Source organism: Pelagibacterium halotolerans, from assembly GCF_044811015.1.
GTDB classification, from domain to species: domain Bacteria; phylum Pseudomonadota; class Alphaproteobacteria; order Rhizobiales; family Devosiaceae; genus Pelagibacterium; species Pelagibacterium halotolerans_A.
The window spans coordinates 3,200,499-3,220,006 of sequence record NZ_CP085243.1; the positions used below are offsets into that span (position 1 = coordinate 3,200,499).

Genomic DNA, 19,508 nt, shown 5'->3' on the forward strand with positions numbered 1-19,508 from the left:
CGGGATTGATGCTTACCGGTCGTTAGGAGGTGAGTGCTTACGGTTCGGTCGAATCGTAAGGAGATCCTCCGATGGCCAGGATTATGCCGTTCGGGCGCGTCGGCGTCCGGCTCCGCCGGCGCGCGCGGATGCCATTGGGCGAGATGGCGGTGGCGCTCATTGCCGTTGCGGCACTGGGCTATGTCGCGATTGAGCGCGGGTATGTCGAGGTACCCTCTCTCGCTGCGGGTGGGCCTGAGGAGGTTGTCACGCGGCAATTCACGCTCTGTTCGGGCGGCGCGGCAACCTGCGTGACGGACGGGGATACGATAAAGATCGACGGGATCCGGATCCGCGTTGCCGATATCGATACGCCCGAGGTCTTCTCCTATCAGTGTCCCGAGGAGCTTGCGCTGGGGCAGGCGGCAACGCGGCGGATGCTGGAGCTGGTGAATGCTGGCGGGTTCGAGATGACGATGTGGGACCATCGCGACGCGGACCGCTACGGGCGGAAGTTGCGCGTGCTTATGCGCGACGGGCAATCGTTGGGGATGACGCTCGTTGCCGAAGGGCTGGCACGACCTTGGGACGGGGCGCGGCGGGGGTGGTGCGCCTGAATGGCTAATAATGCGGCGGCGGCGGTTCCTTGGACTGGCCGCGGGCCAGCGTTTCGACCGCCGATAGCTGATCGTCGAGCAGCGCGATCTGGCGCTTGAGGCGTTCGATCATCTGGAATTGCTCAGTCACGAGCGTGTTGAGTTCGTCAATCGTGTGGTCGGCATGAGCCTGCCGGATTTCGAGCGCTTCGATGCGCGCTGTGAGGTCTGAGCTGTCCATGGGCGTGCCCTGCGATGGTGTGCCGGTGTCCTACGCGAAATGTGGTTGCGCGGCAATCGTCTGGCGGCTTGGCGGGACCGCAACGTTGCTATAGAAGCGCGGACACGGAAATCGCCGCTCTTTGGAGGATCACTTTATGTTCGTCGTTTCGGGGGAGAGCCTTATCGACCTTGTCGCCAAGCCGCAGGAGGGCGATGAGGCGCTGGAGATGAGCGCACATGCGGGCGGTTCGCCCTACAATTGCGCGATTGCGCTGGCGAAGCTGGGCAATGACACAGGGTATCTGTGCCCCATCTCCAAGGATACCTTCGGCGACCTCCTTTTGGGACCGCTCGATGCGGTGGGCGTGACCCAGCTTGTCGACGAACGCAGCGACTGCAATACCACACTGGCGGTGGTAACGCGGAACGCCAAGGGGCTGCCGAGCTATGCGTTTTACCGGCAGGGGACGGCGGAGCGCGATATCAGCAGGGAGAAGCTCAACGGCGCGCTGCCTGAGGCGATCGATCTGTTCCAGATCGGCGGGTTCCTGCCTATCGAGCCCGAGGATGCAGAGATTTGGATGGATGTGGTCGGAAAGGTTGCCGCACGCGGGGCAGTGATCTCGATCGACCCGAATGTGCGGCCGAGCCTCGTTTCGGACTTCGTGGGTTACAAGGAGCGGCTCGACGGGTTTCTCGATTTCGCGCATATCGTCAAGGTGTCGGACGAGGATCTCGAAACGCTCGATCCGGGGAAATCCATCGAGGATCATGCCTCAAGCCTTCTGGCGAGACCCAATTGCGAGCTTGTGGTGGTGACGCTCGGGGAGCAGGGCTCGCGGGCGTTTACGACCAAGGCGCAGGCGAGTGCTCCGATCTACAAGCCCGAAGTTATGGGCGACACCGTTGGTGCAGGCGACAGTCTGATGGCGGGCATTCTGACTGCGATTGCGGATAAGGGACACCTTACGGTCGGGCGGATCGGGGAGCTTGACGGGCTGGCTTTGACTGAGGTGCTACGGTTCGGGGCGACGGTTGCCGGGCTCAATTGCGCGCATATCGGGTGCGTTCCGCCGACGCGGGCGGAGGTCGATGCGGTGCTGGCGAGCGCGTGATCACCGGGTCGTGATCTGTTGTGTTGTAACAAGGACCCCTCGCATATCGTAAACCGGGAAGGACCCGCGTTCTTCGAAGGAAGCGCCCTTGCTCGACTTTGCCTTTGCCTATGCCGCAGGTCTTCTGACGCTGCTTAATCCGTGCGTGTTGCCGCTTCTGCCGATCGTGCTTGCGAGTTCGGTCGGGCAGCATCGGCTCGGGCCGGTTGTCCTTGCGGGCGGGCTGGCGGTGAGTTTCACGCTGGCGGGGTTTTTCGGCTATGCGTTCGCGCAGGCATTGGGGCTTCATCCTGAGGATATCGCGAAAGCCGGGGCGGTCGTGATGATCGGGTTCGGCACGGTGCTTCTGGTGCCGCAGGCGAGCGCGAGGTTCGCACGGCTTGCGGGTGGCGTGGCTTCAGGCGGTAATCGGATGCTGTCTGTGGTCGAAGGTGCGCCGGGGACCAGCGGGCTTTGGCGGCAGGGGATTTCGGGCACGCTTTTGGGGATCGTCTGGTCGCCCTGCATCGGGCCGACGCTGGGGGGTGCCATTGCGCTTGCGAGTGCCGGGGACAGCCTTTTTTATGCCTTTTCGATCATGGCGGTCTTTTCGCTCGGGGCGGGGACGATCGTTATGGCGCTCGCTTACGGCAGCCGGGAGCTGATAGCGCACAGGCGTGAGCGACTGATGGCGGTGGCACGGTATGCCAAACCGGCAATGGGGATCGCGCTTATTGCAGTGGGACTGGGGATTTGGTTTGGGGTCGACAAGATGCTCGAATTCTGGGTGCTGCAGGTGCTGCCCCCCGGCCTTCTCGATATTTCGGTGAGCGTTTAGGAGAGACGATGATGACGGTATTGCGGCGGACGGTTCTTGGGCTTTTGCTGGCGCTGTTCAGCCTGCCGACGGTGGCACAGGAGGTTGTGCATCAGGACTATAGCGAAGCTCTGCTTGAAGAACTCGACGCGTCCGGTGAGCCCTATATCCTCGACTTTTATGCACCCTGGTGCGTTACCTGTGCGGCGCAGCAGCGCGTGATCGGGGCGCTGCAGGCTGAGAATGAAGCGTATCGTGAAGTGACCATTGTTCAGGTCGATTGGGATACGCACCGGGAGGGGCCGCTGGTGGCTGAACTCGGTATTCCGCGGCGCTCTACGCTCGTTCTTATGCAGGGCGGCGAGGAGATCATGCGGCTTGTGGCGGATACGCGGCGCGAGGCGATCGAGGGGCTGTTCGAGGCTGCGCTTTAGGCCTCGGCTCTGATCTCCAGCGCCTCACCGAGCGTCATTTCGGTATGGCGTCCCCAGGTGTCGTCGGTTTTGGGAAAGTCGGTGCGGAAGTGACCGCCCCGGCTTTCGGTGCGGCGCAGTGCGCCGGCAGCGACGAGGGTGGCTGAGGTGATCATGTTGAGATAGGCGCGGGTGACCCCAAGCGCGGTGGCTTCGAGCGTGGCGAGTTCGCGTAGGGCGTGCTTGAGGCCCGCCGCGTCGCGCTCGACGCCGACATGGTCGCTCATAATGGCGCGCAGGCGCTTTACGGCGTCGAGATTGCGCAGGATCGCTTCGGCCTCGGCGCCTTTTTGCGGGTCCCAGCCTATGCCCTCGAAGGGGGGTAGGTGACCGGTCGCGGGTTCCAAGCCGCCGATGTCGTCGGCGATGCGGGCGCCATAGACGACGGCTTCGAGCAGGGAATTCGACGCGAGGCGGTTGGCGCCGTGGAGGCCCGTGCACGAGGCTTCGCCGCAGACCCAGAGGCCTGGGAGGGAGGCGCGGCCGTCGGCGTCCACCTTGACGCCACCCATGTGGTAATGGGCGGCGGGCGTAACGGGGATGGGCTCTCTGACAGGGTCGATGCCGGCTTCGATGCAATACTGCGCGACTGTCGGGTAGGCTTCGAGGATTCGGGCGCCTAGAGCTTGGCGGGTGTCGAGGAAGACCTTTCGGCCGAGCTTGATTTGCTGGAAATTGGCGCGGGCGACAATATCTCGCGGGGCAAGTTCGGCGTCTTCGTGGACGTCGAGCATGAAGCGTTTGCCCAAATCGTTGACGAGGATGGCGCCTTCGCCGCGCAGGGCCTCGGTGGCGAGCGGAGCGGGGTCCTTGCCTGTGGCGATGGCGGTCGGGTGGAATTGGACGAATTCGGGGTCGGCGATGATCGCCCCGGCGCGGGCCGCCATGCCCATTGCATGGCCGCGCACCGAGGGCGGGTTGGTGGTCACGGCGTATAGGCCGCCGAGCCCGCCGGCGGCGAGGACTGTGGCGCGGGCGCGGATGAAGACGGGCTCGACATAGCGATCGCCGAGCTTGCGGCAGAAGACGCCGACGACACGACCATCGGCGCGGGCGAGATCGACGGCGGTGATGCCTTCGACGATGCGGATCGACGGGGTTTGCCGGACTTTGGCAATGATCGCCTGCATGATGGCGTGACCAGCACGGTCGCCCGAGACGCGAACGACGCGGTTCATCGAGTGGGCTGCTTCCTTGGAGAGCACGTAATTGCCGAAATCGTCACGGTCGAAGGGGGTGCCGAGTGCGGCAAGGTCGGCAATGCGGGCCGCGGCCTCCTCGGTGACGGACTGGGAGATGCCGTGGTCGACGATGCCGGCGCCGGCCATTTGCGTATCGAGCGCGTGGGCGGCGGGGCTATCGCCCTTGCCGACGGCGGCAGCAACGCCGCCTTGCGCCCAGGCGGATGAGGCGCCGAGGCCGAGCGGGGTAGGGGACAGAACGGTGACGGGGCGCGGGGCGAGTTTGAGTGCGCAGAAGAGGCCGGCGAGCCCGGCGCCAACGATGACGACGCCTTCGGCGTTCAGGGTGTTGTCGAAGATGTTCATTTCGAATGCGGTGCCCCTTGGTCTGGAAGCGAGGCTTTATCGTTGCGGGGCCTCTCTTCCCTTCTCCCCTTGAAGGGGAAGGTGAGCTTTCGCTTTGGCGAAAGGTCGGATGAGGGGTGCTCTTTGCAGAGGCAGCAGGCACCCCTCATCCGACCTCCGCTTCGCTCCTGCCACCTTCTCCCTCAAGGGGAGAAGGGAAGAAGGGGCTTCCGTTTGTTTGGCCGTTTTCTTAATGCTTCTTGCGCATCGAAATCTCGATCATCCGTTCGACCGAGGCGCGGGCGGGTTCGATCAGGTGTTCGGGGATGGTGATTTCCTCGGTGCCGGTGTGCAGGCTCCAGAGGACGTTTTCAAGGTTGATGCGCTTCATGTGCGGGCAGATGTTGCAGCCGCGCAGGAATGAGACGCCTTCGGTTTCGGCTGCGACATTATCCGACATCGAGCACTCGGTGACCATCACCACCTTGGGCGGCTTTTCGGTCTTGATCCAGTCGATCATGCCCGAGGTCGAGCCGGAGAAATCGACGTTGTCGATGACTTCGGGCGGGCATTCGGGGTGGGCGATGATCTTGGCGCCGGGGTAGGCGGCGCGCAGTTCGGCGATGTCGTCGGCGGTGAAGGTTTCGTGCACCTCACAGGCGCCGGCCCAGGTGATGATTTTCTTTTTGGTCTTTTTCGCCGTATTCTGGGCGAGATACTGATCGGGGATCATCAGCACCGTATCGCCCTCGACCGCCTCGACGATTTGAAGCGCGTTCGAGGAGGTGCAGCAGACGTCGGTGACCGCTTTGACGGCGGCGGAGGAATTCACATAGGTGACGACCGGCACGCCGGGATATTGCGTACGCATGGCCAGGACGTCCTCGGCGGTGATCGAGGAGGCGAGCGAGCAGCCCGCGCGGCTGTCGGGGATCAACACCGTCTTGTCGGGGTTGAGCATCTTCGATGTCTCCGCCATGAAGTGCACGCCGCACTGGACGATGATATCGGCCTTGACCTTGGTGGCTTCGATCGCGAGTTGCAGGCTGTCGCCCACGATGTCGGCGACGCCGTAGTAAATCTGCGGGGTCTGGTAATTGTGCGCGAGGATGACCGCGTTTTTCTTCTTTTTGAGCCGGTTGATCTCGAAGATCAGCGGTGCATAGAAGGGCCATTCGATCTCGGGAATCCGGTCCTTGACCTTGTCGAAGATCGGCTGTGTCGCCTTTTCGACGGCCTTGGTGAATTTGAGCTCGAACGCGTCGGCGAGCGCGACGCGGGCTTCCTCAAGCGGTGTGATGGCGTTGATCTGCTGGATCATGTCGGGTCCCGCCGCAGCTTCCTCCATTGGCCGTCCGGACGGCCGGGCTTTGACTTAAGGAGTTTTGGTTCCCATTTCAATAAAGGCCGTGCTAGGGACAAGCGAAAGCTCTCTCGCCCAATCGTTTTTGGAGGCAGTTCATGGCGCAGGATGCGGCCACGCTCACATCGATTCTTACCGCAGCGCCGGTGGTGCCGGTCATCATTCATGATGATGTATCGACCGCGCGGGCGCTAGCCGAGGCGCTCGTCGCTGGCGGGCTGCCGAACCTCGAAGTCACGCTCAGAACGCCCAATGCGCTCAAGGTGATCGCGGAGATGGCCAAGGTCGAGGGTGCTGTGGTCGGGTCGGGCACAGTGAGAGACCTCGATACCATGAAGGCCTCTGTGGATGCCGGGTGCCGGTTCATGGTGTCACCAGGCGCGCCGGTGAAGCTGCTTGAGGATGCCGAGACGATCGGCATTCCGCTGCTGCCGGGGATCGCGTCGCCGACCGAGGCGATGGCGGCGTCGCTCATGGGCTATTCCTACCTCAAGTTCTTCCCCGCCGAGGCGATGGGCGGGGCGCCGGTTTTGAAGGCGTTTGCCTCGCCGCTGCCGGATTTGAAATTCTGCCCGACGGGTGGGATCAGTCTTGCGAACGCGAAAACTTACCTCTCGCTGCCCAATGTGGTGTGCGTCGGAGGGTCGTGGGTCGTGCCAGGCGATAAAGTTGCTGCGGGGGATTTCGACGGCATCAAGGCGCTGGCCGCTGAGGCTGCCGCCCTGGCTGGATAAACCATGAAGCGCCCGGTCCCCATATCGGGCCTTGGGCACCTTCGGGTCGTCGTCGACCAGGATGTCTATGTCGGGCCGGGGCGGGCGGATCTGCTCGAGCGGATCGCCGATATGGGATCGATCTCGGCTGCAGGGAAATCCATGGGTATGAGCTACAAGCGGGCCTGGGGGCTCGTGCAGGCGCTCAATGAGGGCTTCGGCGCCCCGCTCGTCGAAACGTTGCGCGGCGGGACCCGGCAGGGCGGCGCGCGGCTTACCGACCTCGGGCTCGCCGTTCTCAACCACTACCGCGCAATGGAAGAGAAGACGGAAACGGCGATCGCGGAGGATGTCGAGGCGCTACGGACGCTCAAGAACGATATAGCCGAGCGGAAATAACGGTTGCGCGCCTCCCTTCGATTTTCTACCGATATGTTTCGAAAAACATATCGGGGCTTCGATGCGACTGCTTGCGATCATAGCACTGGTTCTGGGGGCGGGGATAAGTGCGGTCCGGGCGCAGGATGCGCAGATTGCCGTGGCGGCGAATTTCATCGCGGCGGCAGAGGCGTTGGCCGAGGCTTTTGAAACACAGACCGGGGCCGAGATCGGGCTGAGTTTCGGGTCTACGGGCCAGCTTTACGCGCAGATCGTGCAGGGAGCGCCGTTCGACGGGTTTCTGGCTGCCGATAGCGAACGGCCGGATCTGTTGGTTGAAGAGGAGCTGGCGGTTCCCGATAGCCGGTTTACCTATGCGGTGGGGCGGCTGGTGCTCTTTAGCGCCGATTCTGGGCGGGTCTACGGGCCGGAAAGCCTGGAGGGCGATTTCGACCGCCTGGCAATTGCCGAGCCGGGTGCTGCGCCTTATGGCGCGGCAGCGGTCGAAGTGATTGCGGCGCTGGGACTAACCGACGCATTGGACGCGAAGCTGGTGATCGGGCAAAGCATTGCGCAGGCCTATCAATTTGTCGAGACGGGCAATGCCGAGATGGGATTCGTGGCGCTTGCCCAGGTCGCGGGGCGAGGTGGCGGGTCGCAATGGGTGGTGCCGGAGGAGATGCATGCGCCGATTGCTCAGGACGGCGTGGTTATTGCCGCTGCGCCGAGTGCCGAGGTGGCCGAGGCGTTTTTCGATTTCATGCGTAGCGATACAGGGGCGGCGATCATCGCATCCTTCGGCTATGGCGTGCCGGAGCGCTGAGCGGTGACGCTTCTTGCCGAAATCTGGCCAGCGATCCGGCTCACCATTCTGCTGGCGTTGGTGACGACTGTGCTGCTGGTCGTGTTTGGCACGCCGCTGGCGTGGTGGCTGGCGCGGTCTCGCTCCAAATGGGTAACACTGGTGGCCGCTTTTGTCGCCGTGCCGCTGGTGCTGCCACCCACGGTATTGGGGTTTTACCTTTTGATCGCCCTGGGCCCCGACGGACCGGGCGGCATGATTGCATCCTGGTTCGGTGGGCGGACCTTGGCGTTTTCCTTTACCGGACTGGTGATCGGGTCGGTGCTCTATTCGCTGCCTTTCGTCGTGCAGCCTTTGCGCAATGCGTTCGAGGCCGTGCCCGAGGAGTTGCTGGAGGTTGCCTATACGCTTGGAGCATCGACATGGCAGGCGTTCCGTACGGTCGCCGCGCCATTGGCGCGACCGGGTTATCTCACCGCGACGGTTCTGGGGTTTGCCCATACGGTGGGGGAGTTCGGTGTGGTGCTGATGATCGGGGGCAACATCCCCGGTCGGACCAAGGTGCTCTCGATTGCGATCTACGACTATGTCGAGCAGTTGCGCTGGACAGAGGCGCATTGGATCGCGGCGGGGATGATTGCTTTTGCGTTTCTGACCGTCGCGGCAACCTTTGCAATTGACCGCAGGACGCGTGTGCGGCTCTAGCCCGCATTTCTCACACTCCTTGCGCCCTGCGTCGGATTTTGGCGAGTCGCATGCGGGTGCGGAGCGAAAAAGCGTATTCAACATACGGTTTTCTCGCGCCGTGCCCGGAGGCGGCCGCCAACATCCGACCCGAAGGGCTGGTTGAAAGTGGCGACAGTGTGCGCCGGAGAGCTTGCACGTATGTCCAATACGCACGGCGCTCTCCGCCTACCCTGACGCCACTTTGAACCAGCGCAGGGCACAAGGAGTGTGAGAAATGCGGGCTAGAAATCCAGAAGCGTGATGATGCGCTTGAGACCCCGGCGAAGGCTTTTGCGGGTCTTCTTGCCCAAATCCTCGGCGATGGTGTCTTCGAGCTGCCGCCAATGATCCTCGATTGCCGCCCGGGTGGATTGGCCCTGCTGGGAGAGCCGGGCGCCAGGGACCATTTCCGGACCGACCGCGAGCCGTAGTAGCAGGCCCTTGTCTTCGAGCCGCCGCAGGATCGCGTCGAGGTGATCGCCGTCGAGGCCGGTGAATGCCTCGAGCGTCGCCGTGGGGACGCCAGAGGGATCGGCGAGGCCTAAAAGCACCGCGTCGTCACCCACTTCGAGCCCGCGTGCAGCGAGCGGGGCGAGCAGGGCCTGCCGGGCGAGGTGGCCGGCTTCAATAAGACGGTAAAGGGTCGAGGCGGTCGGCTTGGTCATGAGAAGATCATTATCGGAACGGGGGGAAGCCGTCGATTCGGCGTTTAAAGGAAAGTTAATCAGGCCGCGCAGTGTTGTTCGGAGCGTGCTCACAGGCTAATCCTACACCATCCCTGTTACCGAACGGAGCACATGCGTGCCGCTCGTCCAGCTTGCCTCCTTAAACGCGCTTTCCGGGCACGCCGTTTCCGAGAATACGATTGCGATCCTGCCAGTAGCGGCGACCGAGGCGCATGGCCCGCATCTGCCGGCAACGACCGATTGCGACATCGCCGAGGGGCATCTTAGGGCACTTCCGCCCTATCTTGCCACGACTATCGAAGCAGTCGTGCTGCCAATGGAGCGCATAGGCGCTTCACTTGAGCATATGCGGTTCGCCGTAACCGAGAGCCGGGATGCGGTGGAACTGGTCGGCACATGGTTCGCGATCGCCAAGGCGGTACGCGAGGCGGGGATCAGGCGGCTGGTGATTGTGTCCTCGCATGGGGGTAACAGCGCGGCGGTCGATATCGTGACGCTCAAGGCGCGGGCGGAATTGGATATGCTTGCGGTGGCGACGGCCTGGATGCGATTTGGCTATCCCGATGGTTTGTTTGGCGAAATCGAGCAGCGCTATGGCATTCACGGAGGCGATATCGAAACCTCGCTCATGCTGCATTATGCGCCCAAGCAGGTGGATATGCGGCATGCGGCGGATTTCGTCTCGCGGCTGGCTGCCTGGGAGGCGGGGATGACGCATCTGACGGGATACGGCAAGCACCGGTTCGGCTGGCTGAGTTCTGATTTCAACGATCAGGGCGTTGTCGGGAACGCCGCGGCGGCGACCGCGGAGAAGGGGGCGGTCCTGGCTGATCATATGCTCAAGGGGTTTGCGGACCTGCTCAACGACGTCGCGACGTTCGATCTGGCCCGGCTGCGGTAAGGAGGAGGGATGACACAAGATTTGGCGCGAATCCGGGCCTTCGTGCAGGTCTACGATGCCGGCGGGTTTTCGGCGGCCGCGCGGATACATGGGCGATCCAAGGCGCTGCTCTCGAAGTACGTTACCGACCTCGAGGACTATCTCGGGGTACGGCTGATGAACCGGACGACGCGGAAGCTAAGTCTCACCGAGGCGGGGGAGGCGTACTATCGAGAGGTGAGCCAGATTCTCTCCCAACTCGACGATCTCGATGCGACGATATCCGACCAGACGGCGGCGCCACGTGGGGTATTGCGTGTGTCCGCGCCACGGAATTTCGGAGAGCAGACGCTCGCAGAGCCACTGTTCGAGTTCGTCGCGCAACATCCCGACGTCACGCTGGATTTGAGGCTCGAAGACCGGATGGTGGACCTCGTGGACGAGGGAATCGATCTGGCCCTCCGGATTTCAGCAATGCCTGACAGTTCGCTCATTTCGCGCAAGATTGCGGAGACTTCGATATCGGTCTGCGCCGCGCCGGCGGTGATCAAGGCTTATGGCGTACCCAAAACACCTGAAGCGCTGCGGGGGTTGCCATGTATCGTCGATACCAACATGACGGGGCAGGCGAATTGGCGGTTCGTTGTGGACGGGCGGACGGTCTCGATCCATGTGGATGGGCAGGTGAGGGTGAATTCGCCTGTGGGCGTGCTGATTGCGGCACAAAAAGGCCTTGGTTTTGCGGGACTACCAAGCTTTCTCTCCGATTCGGCAATTGCCGATGGGTCGCTCGTACCGGTGCTCCAGGAGTATCTGCCTTATCGGGCGTTCCTGCAGGCGGTCTATCCACATCGCCGGCACCTGTCGGGCAAGGTGCGGGCGCTTATCGATTATCTCGTTGCGTGGTTCGAAAAGAACCCGCTCTGACAAGGGGTTTAGATGACTGGACTTGTGCGGCGCGGACTGGCGGTTTTGTGGCTGGTTCTTTGTTTTGCAGGCGCCGCGCAGGCCCACCCGCATGTCTGGGTCGATGCGCGCTCGACGGTGTTGTTCGAGGATGGCGCGCTTGTTGGTATCCGGCATGAGTGGACGTTCGACCCCTACTTCTCGGCGTGGGCGATCCAGGGGCTCGATACTGATGGCGACGGCGTTCTGACGTCCGCGGAGATGCAGGAGCTTGCCGAGGAGAACATGGTGGGGCTCGAATATTACGAGTTCTATACCTATGCCGGGGCCGATGAGGAGGCGTTCCGCTTCACCGGACCGCATAATCCCTCGATGCGGTACGAGAATGAGCAGACGACGCTGACCTATACCGTCTGGCTTTCTCAACCCCGTGAAATCTCTGGAGAATTCGATATCATTGTGGGGGATCCGGAATATTATTCGGAAATTACCTTTCCCGACAACAGGGCTGTGACCGTCGAGAATGCGCCAGAAGGCTGCTCGGCAGTGGCGCATCCGCCCCAACAGATCGATCCGGCACTCGAAGAGCAGCTTTACCTGCTCGGTCCGGACGTGGTCGAGCTGCCACCGGAGCTCAAGCAGGCGGCGCGGGATCTGGCGAACCGGATCACCATCACGTGCCCGCAACGCGCTGCCGCGACGGCGTCCGAAGCGATTGCGCAGGTAATGTCCGCACCTGCGCCCCGGCCGTTCGCTGCGCCGCCGTCGGAGCCCGCCATGGCACCCGGGCAGGGCGGGTTTATGGGCTGGATCGCGGATCAGCAGCGGGTGTTCTATCGGGCGCTGACCGACGCGCTTTCCGCGCTTCGGGACGATTATAACGCGTTCTGGATCCTGGGGGGATTGAGTTTCCTCTATGGCATTCTCCATGCCGCAGGGCCTGGGCATGGCAAGGTGGTGATCTCCTCCTATGTCGTTGCGAATGAACGGCAATTGCGGCGCGGGATCGTTCTGAGTTTCCTTTCGGCGATGATGCAGGCCATGGTGGCGGTTGCGTTCGTCCTTGTGGCGGCAGGGCTGTTGCGGGCGACCTCGGTGGCGATGAGCGATGCGGCGGGGGTGATGACCAAGGGCTCGTATGTGCTCGTTGCGGTGTTGGGAGCGTGGCTTGCCGCGCGGCATATTCTGGGGTTTGGGCATCACCATCATCACGCTGAGCATCATGACGCCCACGCGGAGCATCGTCACGGCCATGATGGCCACGATGAACACCACGATGGCCATGATGAGCACGCCCATCACGTTGTTTTACCTCAACAAACCGGTGGTAACTGGCGTTCGATGGCAGGTGTCGTTTTCTCGGTGGGGATAAGACCGTGCTCGGGCGCCCTTGTTGTCCTTGTTTTTGCGCTGACGCAGGGTGTGCTGCTTGCGGGGATCGCAGCGACGTTCCTGATGGCGCTGGGGACCGCGCTGACGGTCGGTATGCTCGCGACGCTGGCGCTGGGGACCAAGGGGCTGATGCTGCGGTTTGGCGGCGGCGGCGCAGCGGCCGGAGCGGTGCTGTGGTGGGTCGAACTGGCCGGCGCACTCGCGGTCATGGGGTTCGGGCTTCTGTTGTTTTTCGCCTCGCCATGATAGCGGGATCGGGCCGGGCGGTGATAAATTCTCATGATCGGGCATGTTGCCGCATTTGAGACAGCGGCGGTTGCCGGGGGCGGCACAGAGGGTATTGTGCCCGATGTCGGATCCGCTTCCGCGCCCATCTGGAGCGTTTTCGCTTTTCTCCGAATCGCGAAGATTCTCTACGTCTTTGTTTATCCCGCTTCCGAACCGCAAAAGGGGTCGACGCTTTTGCCCGGAACGTTCCAGGCCTCACGATTCCAAGCACGAGACGCGATATGAATCAGTTCGTTCCTGCCGGACACCCTCCGATCAAGCCGCGCAAGATCGGGGTTCTGTTGCTCAACCTCGGGACACCGGACGCGACGGACTACTGGAGCGTGCGGCGGTATTTGAAGGAATTCCTCTCCGATCGACGCGTGATCGAGGCGCCGAGGTGGCTATGGTGGCCGATCCTCAACGGGATCATTCTGTCCACCCGCCCGCAAAAGACCGGCGCCAATTACGAGCGCATCTGGGACAAGGAGCGCAATGAGAGCCCGTTGCGCGTGATCACGCGTGCGCAGGCGGACAAGCTGCAGGCCGCGTTTTCGGCGGACGAGAACGTTATCGTCGACTACGCGATGCGGTATGGGAACCCCTCGACCAGGAGCGGGATCGAGAAGCTCAAGGATGCCGGGTGCGACCGGATTTTGCTGTTTCCGCTCTATCCGCAATATTCGGCAACGACGACGGCGACAGCCAACGACAAGGCGTTCGACACGCTCAAGACCCTGCGCTGGCAGCCGGCGGTGCGGACCGTGCCGGCCTATTTCGACGATCCGGCCTATACGGCGGCGCTGGCGAAATCGATCACGGACGGGATTGCCAAGCTCGATTTTGCGCCGGATCTCGTCATCACCTCCTACCACGGGATGCCCAAATCCTACCTCGAAAAGGGTGACCCCTATCACTGCCAGTGCGTGAAGACGACGCGGTTGGTGCGCGAGTATCTGGGGTGGTCCGAAGACAGGATCATGGTGACGTTCCAGAGCCGGTTCGGACGTGCGGAATGGCTGCAGCCCTATACCGACGAAACGCTCAAGGCGCTGCCCGGCAAGGGGATCAAGAAGGTCGCCATTCTCGCTCCGGCGTTTTCAGCCGATTGCATCGAGACGCTCGAGGAGATCGCGATCACCGGGGAGGAGGAGTTCATGGGCGCGGGGGGCAAGCGGTATGCCTATATCCCGTGCCTGAACGACAGCCCGGAGGGGATGGGGATGATCGAGACGGTGGTGCGGCGGGAATTGGCGGGGTGGTTGTAGGTCTTGATCCCGCATTGCATCGCAACATGAGCGTCGCAGGGATTTTGGCAAATCTGTTTAAAAGGCATTGATCGGCAAGACGATACAGGAACGCCACAGCCATGGCTCTAGAAGCGGTTATCTTTCAGGGACGGTATGTCGACCTCGTTCCCCTTTCTCGCGAACATCACGACGGGCTCGTTGAGGCGGTGCAGGACGGGAACCTCTGGGAACTCTGGTTCACACGGGTTCCGGAACCGCAAGCGATGTCCGCGCATATCGATCGATGTTTGAACCTTCAGGCTGCGGGCACCATGCTGCCCTTCACGGTCGTCGACAAACCGACCGGCAGTGTGGTCGGCATGACGACTTATCTGAATATCGACCTTTCGGGCCCGCGCGTGGAGATTGGCGCGACCTGGTATGCCAAACGCGCTCAGCGGACACCGATCAATACGGAGGCCAAGCTCTTATTGCTTTCGCATGCCTTTGAGCGTCTCGATTGTCTCGCTGTTGAATTCCGCACGCATTTCCTGAACCATCGCAGCCGGAGTGCCATTGAGCGGCTTGGTGCAAAGCTTGATGGCGTATTGCGTCAACATATGCGCATGCGCGACGGCACGCTTCGCGATACCTGCGTTTACAGCATCATTGCGTCGGAGTGGCCGACGGTGCGCGCGCACCTTCACTGGCTGCTTGGGCAGTCCACCTCATGATCGGAGTTGTCGATGCACGTTCGGTTCAGTGTCCTGTGGGGAGAATTGACCGCGTCGGCAGAGTCCGTTCACGCAGTGGGGTAGCTTTGCGTGTTGATCAGGGTGCCGGTCGGCAGCTGTCTGGCTTTAAGCAAAGTGCCCGCATGCCCGGGTCGATAAGATCAGAGGTCCAACCCCTTCAGTTTCTAATGGCCCCAGTGTGATTGAAAATCGTCCTAACCCGCGATCTCGAACCCAACGATTTCCGTGTCCGGTTCGACCGTATCGGTCTCTACATTGGTAACCTGCGCGGCTGGCGGGCCCTGGTGGAGGGCGCGGACCATGGCGGCGACCTGGGAGGAGGGGCCTATGACAAGGGTTTGCACCGAGCCGTCGGGTTCGTTGCGAACCCATCCGGCGAGGCCGTGTTTTTCGGCTTCGGTCTGGGTCCAGGCGCGAAAGGCAACGCCCTGAACGTGTCCGAAGATCCGTGCGCGGACGGCGATCGTGGTCATCGGGGGCATCCCTTATTGTCCCTGATGGAGGTATTATACATCTTGAAGGTCGGCGTGCCCACCGGCTGCACCGTTGCTTACGGCCTCAATGCCACCGGCACCGGCGGGTCATCGTTCAGGATGGTGATCTTCACGCGCTGGTTGGCCGCGAGATACGGGTCGTTGGCGAAGTACGGCTCGGTTTCGGCACGTCCGATCACGGCCTCGATCCTGTTATCCGAGAGGCCGAATTCTTCGAGAATCTGACGGGTGATGTTGGCGCGGTCGAAGGAGAGTTCCCAGGAGCCGTAATTGGGGTTGACGTATTGGACTCCTGCCGCGGTGTGGCCGGAGATGCGGATCGGGTTGGGGAGGCGCTGGAGGACGGGCGCCATGGCGGCGATGGCCTGGCGGGTGGCTTCGTAGGGGTACTTCGAGCCCTCGGGGAACATGGGGCGGCCTTCCTGATCGGCGATCAGGATGTTGAGGCCTTCCTCGGTTTCCTCAAGGATCAGGTTGTCGCTCACCGTGGTGATCTGCGGGTTCTCGCGCCAGGCCTGCTGGATCGAGGCGGCGGCGAGCGCAAAGCGCTGGTCGGTTTCCACCTCGGCGCGTTCGTTCTGGTAGGTGTTGACCTCGGGGCCCTGCTGGGAGAAGCGGTCGTGCTCGATCTCGGAGAACTGGGTTTCGAGTTCGTCCGGTTCGTAGGTGACGGATTTGAGGAATTCACGCTGGGGGTTGCCGTCGCGCTCGATGACCGCGGTGCGCGAGAAGGTCTGGACGATGCCGAAGGCATCGCGCATGGAGCCGGCGACGACCTGGAGCTTCTGTTCGTCCTGAATCGAAAAGGAGATGATCAGAACGAAGAAGACGACGAGGATCGACATCAGGTCCGCGAAGGTAACGAGCCATTCGGGAACACCGCCTCCGCCCGGTTTCTTTCGTCCGGCAGCCTTTGCCATCGGTCAGGCCGCCTTGAGCTCAGGTTCGGTTTCGCGCTGGTGCTCGGGCAGATAGGCGACGAGCATTTCGCGGATCAAGTTGGGGCTTTTGCCGTCACGGATGGACATGATGCCATCGATAATGAGGGTCTGGTTGACCTCCTCGACGTCGAGCTTGGCGGTCAGCTTGTCGGCGACGGGCAGGCAGATGAGGTTGGCGAGAACCGCGCCGTAGAGCGTCGTTAGCAGCGCCACGGCCATGGCGGGGCCGATCTTGGAGGGGTCGTCCATATTGCCGAGCATCTGGACGAGGCCGACGATGGTGCCGATCATGCCGAAGGCGGGTGCGGCGTCGCCCAGGGACTTGAAGACGCGCTGGCCCTCTGAGAGACGGGCGAGATACTGGTCGCGCTCAAGCTCCATGGATTCGCGGATGAAGGCACCGTCATAGCCGTCGGCGATGTATTGTGCGCCCTTGCGCAGGTTCGGCTCGTCGAAGTCTATGCCTTCGAGCCCGAGAGGCCCCTGGCGGCGGACGATGTCACCCATCTGGGCGATCTTGTCGATCAGCTCGCGCGGCTCGACTTTCTTGTGGGTGAAGGCGACGCGGCCACCAGTAATCAGGGCGTTGAGGACGCCAGCGAGAGGAAAGCGGATCAAGGTTGCGGCAAAGCCACCGCCAATCACGATCAGGACCGAAGGAGCATCGACGAAGGCTCCGAAGGAACCGCCCATGAAAATCGCAAAGGCGATAACAGCGGCACCGACCGTGATGCCGATGATTGTGGCCAGATCCATGGCTTACTCCTCGTGCCTTCTGGCACGTACGCAAATACTCAGTCGGGGACACTATAAAGGGCCAGAGGCTAATCAGGCCTTAACCCGATCCATCCTGAGTGCATCCGATTTGTGAGTATCGGCGCTCGCCGTAAGATTTTGTTAACCATAAGTTGAAAGCTTTGCCGTGCGCCTTCGGAAGCTGCTGGGGGCTCGGGAGTACTATTCCGGTGTCGATCGCATCCATCGTTTATAGAGCGCTGCTGGTGACCGGTGCGGCGGGGTTCGCCGTGCCGGGTGCGTTTGCGCAAGGGGATGGGTCGGGGACCGACAATCTCGATCTGCTGCGCACAGGATATGGCAGCGATTTCTGCGAACCGGCGATGTTGTGCCATACGGCGCGCGAAGGCGCTGAGGGATCTTCAGTGACCGTGCAGGCTTCCGGGCAAGCGCCAACCCCGCAGCCAGTTCAGCCCGCACCTGCCATGCCTCCACGGCCGGCCTTTGCACCGCAGCCGGCGCTTTCCGATCCCGCGCCGCGGTTTTCCGAACCCGTACCGCTGTTCGATACGGAATTGAGCGTAACGTTGCGTGGAAGCTATGCCGTTGAGGACGGCGACTCGTCTTATGCGGCTTCGGTGACCCCTGGTGCGCAGTTCAGCTATGCGCGGGACGACCTTGCGGCGGATTTGCGGCTGAGTGCGGGGCTCGTTTATGTGGGGGATGAAGCGGTCGAGGTTGAGGACGGCGTTGCGGAGTTCAACCTGACACGGAATTTCGGGTCCACGCGGCGGCTTGGCTTGCAGGCGGCATTGGCGGTGGGGCAGGAGGATCCGACCGGGCTTGACGCGGACGCCGATGTCGAAACCGAGCCTTTGCGGGTGTCGGGGAATGTTGATGCGACGCTCTCACAGGATTTTGCGCGCGCGAACGTGACGGTTTCGGGTGGCGTGCTCAGAGAAACGGTGAGCCCGACGACGCTCTCGGACGGGACGATCGTTTATAACGATGCCGAGAATTTGACCGCGATTTCGGGCGGGGTGCGGCTCGGGTATGCACTGACGCCGATTGTGGGGGTGTTTGCGGCGGCAGATGTCGAGCGCGAGGATTTCGATGCGGTGTCCGACGATCTCGGGGCGTCGCGGAACGGCTGGAATTATGCGCTGCGGGGCGGGTTTAGCGGAAACTGGTCGGATGTTGTGACGCTTGAGGCGTCCATCGGTGCCGGGCGGCGCACGTTCGACGATGCGGCGCTTTCGACGGTCGATACCGTGCTTTATGGCGCTGCGCTGGGGTTCAATCCCGACGCGACGACGCAATTGCGATTGAGCTTTGATACGCGCATTGCGCCGGGGACCGACGGGGCGTCTGCAACAGTGAATTACGCACTGGCGCTCGAAGGGGATTATACGGTTAATTCCTGGCTCGGGCTGCGTGGGAGTGCGAGCGCGCTTTGGCAGGAGGCAGCCGATAGCGATGCGGTTATACGGACTTATCAGGCAGGCATTGGGGCGGACGTCGCGCTTGGTGCCAACACGACGCTGGCGCTCGACTACGGATACGGCCTCAAGGAAGACAGCGAGGCCGATCCGCAGATCAGCGACGAACACCGCGTGAGCGCCGGCGTTACGCTTCGATACTGATCGGAAGTTCTTCTGTCATGGTTTTAAGCTCGGCCATGAAATCCCCGGAGATATCGGGGCGGTCGAGGGCGAAGGCGACATTGGCGGTGAGGAAACCGATCTTGGAACCGCAATCGAAGGAGCGGCCCTGGTATTTGACGCCCGTGAAGCGCTGAAGGTCCATCAAGTGGCGCATGGCGTCGGTGATCTGGATTTCCCCGCCTGCGCCCACGGTCTGTTCGGACAGGAGCATGAAGATTTCCGGTTGCAGGATGTAGCGGCCGGAGATGATGAGATTCGAGGGAGCATCCTCGGGTTTGGGTTTTTCGACCATGCCGGTGATGGTGAAGCCCTGATCGGGGCCATCGCCCCGTGCGACGATGCCGTATGAGGATACCGCCTCGGGGGCGACTTCTTCGACGGCAATGACGTTGCCGCCGGATTCCTCATAGGCGTCCATCATCTGCTTGAGAACACCGGGCTTGGCCTGGAAGATCATGTCCGGCAACAAGAGGGCGAAAGGTTCGCGGCCGACGAGGTCGCGCGCGCACCAGACGGCGTGGCCAAGGCCCAGCGGCTCCTGCTGACGGGTAAAGCTGGTCTGGCCCGGACGGGGGAGGTCGCGGCGGAGTTCCTCGAGCGCGGCAGTCTTCCCGCGGGCTTCGAGGGTCGATTCGAGTTCGTACTGGCGATCGAAATGGTCTTCGATGACGGCCTTGTTGCGGCCGGTGACGAAAACGAAGTGCTCGATGCCGGCTTCGCGGGCCTCGTCGACGGCGTACTGAATCACCGGACGGTCGACGACAGTGAGCATTTCCTTGGGCATGGCTTTGGTGGCGGGCAAAAAGCGGGTGCCAAGACCGGCGACGGGAAATACGGCTGTACGGACTCTGCGGACCACTGACGGCTCCT

The 19,508-nt window shown here is 62.3% G+C and carries 22 protein-coding genes; 14 read left to right on the forward strand and 8 right to left on the reverse strand.

Annotated elements, in window-relative coordinates:
* Positions 1-71: 71 nt before the first annotated feature.
* Positions 72-596, forward strand: a complete 525-nt coding sequence (locus tag LG281_RS15430; protein ID WP_404402225.1) for a thermonuclease family protein — start codon at positions 72-74, stop codon at positions 594-596.
* Between the two features lie 4 nt (positions 597-600).
* Here the strand turns inward: LG281_RS15430 and LG281_RS15435 are convergent, their stop codons facing one another.
* Positions 601-816 (reverse strand): SlyX family protein, encoded by a 216-nt coding sequence (locus tag LG281_RS15435; RefSeq protein ID WP_404402227.1) that lies wholly within the window; start codon positions 814-816, stop codon positions 601-603.
* 136 nt (positions 817-952) lie between these two features.
* On the opposite strand from LG281_RS15435, the gene LG281_RS15440 reads away from it, so the two are divergent.
* The 3 genes from LG281_RS15440 (at position 953) to LG281_RS15450 (ending at position 3,142) form a co-directional block, all read left to right on the forward strand.
* Entirely contained in the window at positions 953-1,912 is a 960-nt protein-coding gene (locus tag LG281_RS15440; protein ID WP_404402229.1) for a carbohydrate kinase, read from the forward strand.
* An 88-nt stretch (positions 1,913-2,000) separates the two neighbouring features.
* On the forward strand, positions 2,001-2,729 hold the full coding sequence (locus LG281_RS15445) for a cytochrome c biogenesis CcdA family protein (protein WP_404402231.1): 729 nt from the start codon (positions 2,001-2,003) through the stop codon (positions 2,727-2,729).
* A gap of 8 nt (positions 2,730-2,737) precedes the next feature.
* Positions 2,738-3,142, forward strand: coding sequence for a thioredoxin family protein (locus LG281_RS15450; RefSeq protein WP_404402233.1), 405 nt, complete (start codon positions 2,738-2,740; stop codon positions 3,140-3,142).
* Here LG281_RS15450 and LG281_RS15455 read toward each other — a convergent pair.
* Both LG281_RS15455 and nadA read right to left on the reverse strand, forming a co-directional pair.
* Entirely contained in the window at positions 3,139-4,728 is a 1,590-nt protein-coding gene (locus LG281_RS15455; protein WP_404402235.1) for an L-aspartate oxidase, read from the reverse strand. The genes LG281_RS15450 and LG281_RS15455 overlap by 4 nt on opposite strands.
* Positions 4,729-4,957: 229 nt before the next feature.
* Positions 4,958-6,028 carry a quinolinate synthase NadA gene (gene nadA, locus LG281_RS15460; protein ID WP_404406786.1) on the reverse strand — a complete coding sequence of 357 codons (1,071 nt, stop codon included), beginning with the start codon at positions 6,026-6,028 and terminating at the stop codon, positions 4,958-4,960.
* Between the two features lie 140 nt (positions 6,029-6,168).
* Here nadA and eda point away from each other — a divergent pair, with 140 nt between their 5' ends.
* The 4 genes from eda (at position 6,169) to modB (ending at position 8,668) form a co-directional block, all read left to right on the forward strand.
* Complete coding sequence (gene eda, locus LG281_RS15465) at positions 6,169-6,804, forward strand: bifunctional 4-hydroxy-2-oxoglutarate aldolase/2-dehydro-3-deoxy-phosphogluconate aldolase (protein WP_404402237.1); 636 nt, start codon at positions 6,169-6,171, stop codon at positions 6,802-6,804.
* 3 nt (positions 6,805-6,807) lie between these two features.
* A complete protein-coding gene (locus LG281_RS15470; RefSeq protein WP_404402239.1) occupies positions 6,808-7,182 on the forward strand; it encodes a winged helix-turn-helix domain-containing protein in 375 nt (124 codons plus the stop codon).
* 61 nt (positions 7,183-7,243) lie between these two features.
* A complete protein-coding gene (gene modA / locus LG281_RS15475) occupies positions 7,244-7,984 on the forward strand; it encodes a molybdate ABC transporter substrate-binding protein (RefSeq protein ID WP_404402241.1) in 741 nt (246 codons plus the stop codon).
* Between the two features lie 3 nt (positions 7,985-7,987).
* Positions 7,988-8,668 carry a molybdate ABC transporter permease subunit gene (gene modB, locus LG281_RS15480; protein WP_404402243.1) on the forward strand — a complete coding sequence of 227 codons (681 nt, stop codon included), beginning with the start codon at positions 7,988-7,990 and terminating at the stop codon, positions 8,666-8,668.
* A 263-nt stretch (positions 8,669-8,931) separates the two neighbouring features.
* On the opposite strand, the gene LG281_RS15485 is transcribed toward modB, so the two are convergent.
* Entirely contained in the window at positions 8,932-9,354 is a 423-nt protein-coding gene (locus LG281_RS15485; protein WP_404402245.1) for a hypothetical protein, read from the reverse strand.
* A 136-nt stretch (positions 9,355-9,490) separates the two neighbouring features.
* Here LG281_RS15485 and LG281_RS15490 point away from each other — a divergent pair, with 136 nt between their 5' ends.
* From LG281_RS15490 to LG281_RS15510, 5 genes are all read left to right on the forward strand, one after another.
* Entirely contained in the window at positions 9,491-10,276 is a 786-nt protein-coding gene (locus tag LG281_RS15490) for a creatininase family protein (RefSeq protein WP_404402247.1), read from the forward strand.
* Positions 10,277-10,285: 9 nt separating this feature from the next.
* Positions 10,286-11,182, forward strand: coding sequence for a LysR family transcriptional regulator (locus LG281_RS15495; RefSeq protein WP_404402249.1), 897 nt, complete (start codon positions 10,286-10,288; stop codon positions 11,180-11,182).
* A 12-nt stretch (positions 11,183-11,194) separates the two neighbouring features.
* A complete protein-coding gene (locus tag LG281_RS15500; protein WP_404402251.1) occupies positions 11,195-12,799 on the forward strand; it encodes a DUF1007 family protein in 1,605 nt (534 codons plus the stop codon).
* A 263-nt stretch (positions 12,800-13,062) separates the two neighbouring features.
* Positions 13,063-14,088, forward strand: coding sequence for a ferrochelatase (gene hemH / locus LG281_RS15505; protein WP_404402253.1), 1,026 nt, complete (start codon positions 13,063-13,065; stop codon positions 14,086-14,088).
* Positions 14,089-14,189: 101 nt separating this feature from the next.
* Positions 14,190-14,783 carry a GNAT family N-acetyltransferase gene (locus LG281_RS15510; RefSeq protein ID WP_404402255.1) on the forward strand — a complete coding sequence of 198 codons (594 nt, stop codon included), beginning with the start codon at positions 14,190-14,192 and terminating at the stop codon, positions 14,781-14,783.
* 215 nt (positions 14,784-14,998) lie between these two features.
* Here LG281_RS15510 and LG281_RS15515 read toward each other — a convergent pair whose 3' ends face one another.
* From LG281_RS15515 to LG281_RS15525, 3 genes are all read right to left on the reverse strand, one after another.
* Positions 14,999-15,277, reverse strand: a complete 279-nt coding sequence (locus LG281_RS15515) for an acylphosphatase (RefSeq protein ID WP_404402257.1) — start codon at positions 15,275-15,277, stop codon at positions 14,999-15,001.
* Positions 15,278-15,354: 77 nt separating this feature from the next.
* Positions 15,355-16,218, reverse strand: a complete 864-nt coding sequence (locus tag LG281_RS15520; protein ID WP_404402259.1) for a flagellar motor protein MotB — start codon at positions 16,216-16,218, stop codon at positions 15,355-15,357.
* A gap of 3 nt (positions 16,219-16,221) precedes the next feature.
* Entirely contained in the window at positions 16,222-16,995 is a 774-nt protein-coding gene (locus tag LG281_RS15525; protein WP_404402261.1) for a motility protein A, read from the reverse strand.
* Positions 16,996-17,204: 209 nt separating this feature from the next.
* On the opposite strand from LG281_RS15525, the gene LG281_RS15530 reads away from it, so the two are divergent.
* Complete coding sequence (locus tag LG281_RS15530) at positions 17,205-18,617, forward strand: outer membrane beta-barrel protein (protein WP_404402263.1); 1,413 nt, start codon at positions 17,205-17,207, stop codon at positions 18,615-18,617.
* Here the strand turns inward: LG281_RS15530 and galU are convergent.
* Complete coding sequence (gene galU, locus LG281_RS15535; protein WP_404402265.1) at positions 18,601-19,497, reverse strand: UTP--glucose-1-phosphate uridylyltransferase GalU; 897 nt, start codon at positions 19,495-19,497, stop codon at positions 18,601-18,603. The two genes, LG281_RS15530 and galU, sit on opposite strands and share 17 nt — an antisense overlap.
* Positions 19,498-19,508 lie beyond the last annotated feature (11 nt).

Bases quoted from the DNA above. Each gene is read 5' to 3' on its own strand.
- LG281_RS15450 (WP_404402233.1), top strand. From the start codon at position 2,738: ATGATGACGGTATTGCGGCGGACGGTTCTTGGGCTTTTGCTGGCGCTG.
- LG281_RS15520 (WP_404402259.1), bottom strand. From the start codon at position 16,218: ATGGCAAAGGCTGCCGGACGAAAGAAACCGGGCGGAGGCGGTGTTCCC.
- nadA (WP_404406786.1), bottom strand. From the start codon at position 6,028: ATGATCCAGCAGATCAACGCCATCACACCGCTTGAGGAAGCCCGCGTC.
- LG281_RS15430 (WP_404402225.1), top strand. From the start codon at position 72: ATGGCCAGGATTATGCCGTTCGGGCGCGTCGGCGTCCGGCTCCGCCGG.
- LG281_RS15485 (WP_404402245.1), bottom strand. From the start codon at position 9,354: ATGACCAAGCCGACCGCCTCGACCCTTTACCGTCTTATTGAAGCCGGC.
- LG281_RS15440 (WP_404402229.1), top strand. From the start codon at position 953: ATGTTCGTCGTTTCGGGGGAGAGCCTTATCGACCTTGTCGCCAAGCCG.
- hemH (WP_404402253.1), top strand. From the start codon at position 13,063: ATGAATCAGTTCGTTCCTGCCGGACACCCTCCGATCAAGCCGCGCAAG.
- LG281_RS15455 (WP_404402235.1), bottom strand. From the start codon at position 4,728: ATGAACATCTTCGACAACACCCTGAACGCCGAAGGCGTCGTCATCGTT.
- modA (WP_404402241.1), top strand. From the start codon at position 7,244: ATGCGACTGCTTGCGATCATAGCACTGGTTCTGGGGGCGGGGATAAGT.
- LG281_RS15435 (WP_404402227.1), bottom strand. From the start codon at position 816: ATGGACAGCTCAGACCTCACAGCGCGCATCGAAGCGCTCGAAATCCGG.
- LG281_RS15495 (WP_404402249.1), top strand. From the start codon at position 10,286: ATGACACAAGATTTGGCGCGAATCCGGGCCTTCGTGCAGGTCTACGAT.
- LG281_RS15525 (WP_404402261.1), bottom strand. From the start codon at position 16,995: ATGGATCTGGCCACAATCATCGGCATCACGGTCGGTGCCGCTGTTATC.
- LG281_RS15510 (WP_404402255.1), top strand. From the start codon at position 14,190: ATGGCTCTAGAAGCGGTTATCTTTCAGGGACGGTATGTCGACCTCGTT.
- LG281_RS15515 (WP_404402257.1), bottom strand. From the start codon at position 15,277: ATGACCACGATCGCCGTCCGCGCACGGATCTTCGGACACGTTCAGGGC.
- LG281_RS15500 (WP_404402251.1), top strand. From the start codon at position 11,195: ATGACTGGACTTGTGCGGCGCGGACTGGCGGTTTTGTGGCTGGTTCTT.
- LG281_RS15470 (WP_404402239.1), top strand. From the start codon at position 6,808: ATGAAGCGCCCGGTCCCCATATCGGGCCTTGGGCACCTTCGGGTCGTC.
- eda (WP_404402237.1), top strand. From the start codon at position 6,169: ATGGCGCAGGATGCGGCCACGCTCACATCGATTCTTACCGCAGCGCCG.